Source organism: Peribacillus sp. SIMBA_075, from assembly GCF_046534585.1.
Map to the genome: position 1 here is coordinate 1 of NZ_JAWRYN010001571.1, position 237 is coordinate 237.

At 33.8% G+C, this 237-nt stretch carries 1 protein-coding gene; it reads left to right on the forward strand.

Annotated elements, in window-relative coordinates; translation table 11 throughout:
• Positions 1-92 (forward strand): helix-turn-helix domain-containing protein (locus SB775_RS33705; protein ID WP_410865655.1); only part of this gene is annotated, 92 nt, incomplete at its 5' end.
• Positions 93-237: the final 145 nt, after the last annotated feature.

The following is a 237-nucleotide window of genomic DNA, read 5'->3' on the forward strand; positions in this document are numbered from 1 at the left end:
ATAATGGAAATATTTCACGCGCTGCCAAAGAACTACAAATTAGTCGGCAAAGTCTTCAATACCGTTTGCGGAAATTAGGTATGAAGAGTTAAAATTCAAGGTTTCTTCACTAAACGCCAAATAATTTGGCGTTTTTTTAATTATTTTGCACAAAAACGAAAATTTTTTTTGCACTTTATCCATAAACTTCCACCCCACGCTTGATTTCATCTGCGTCTTTCTTTTGGTATCATTCTT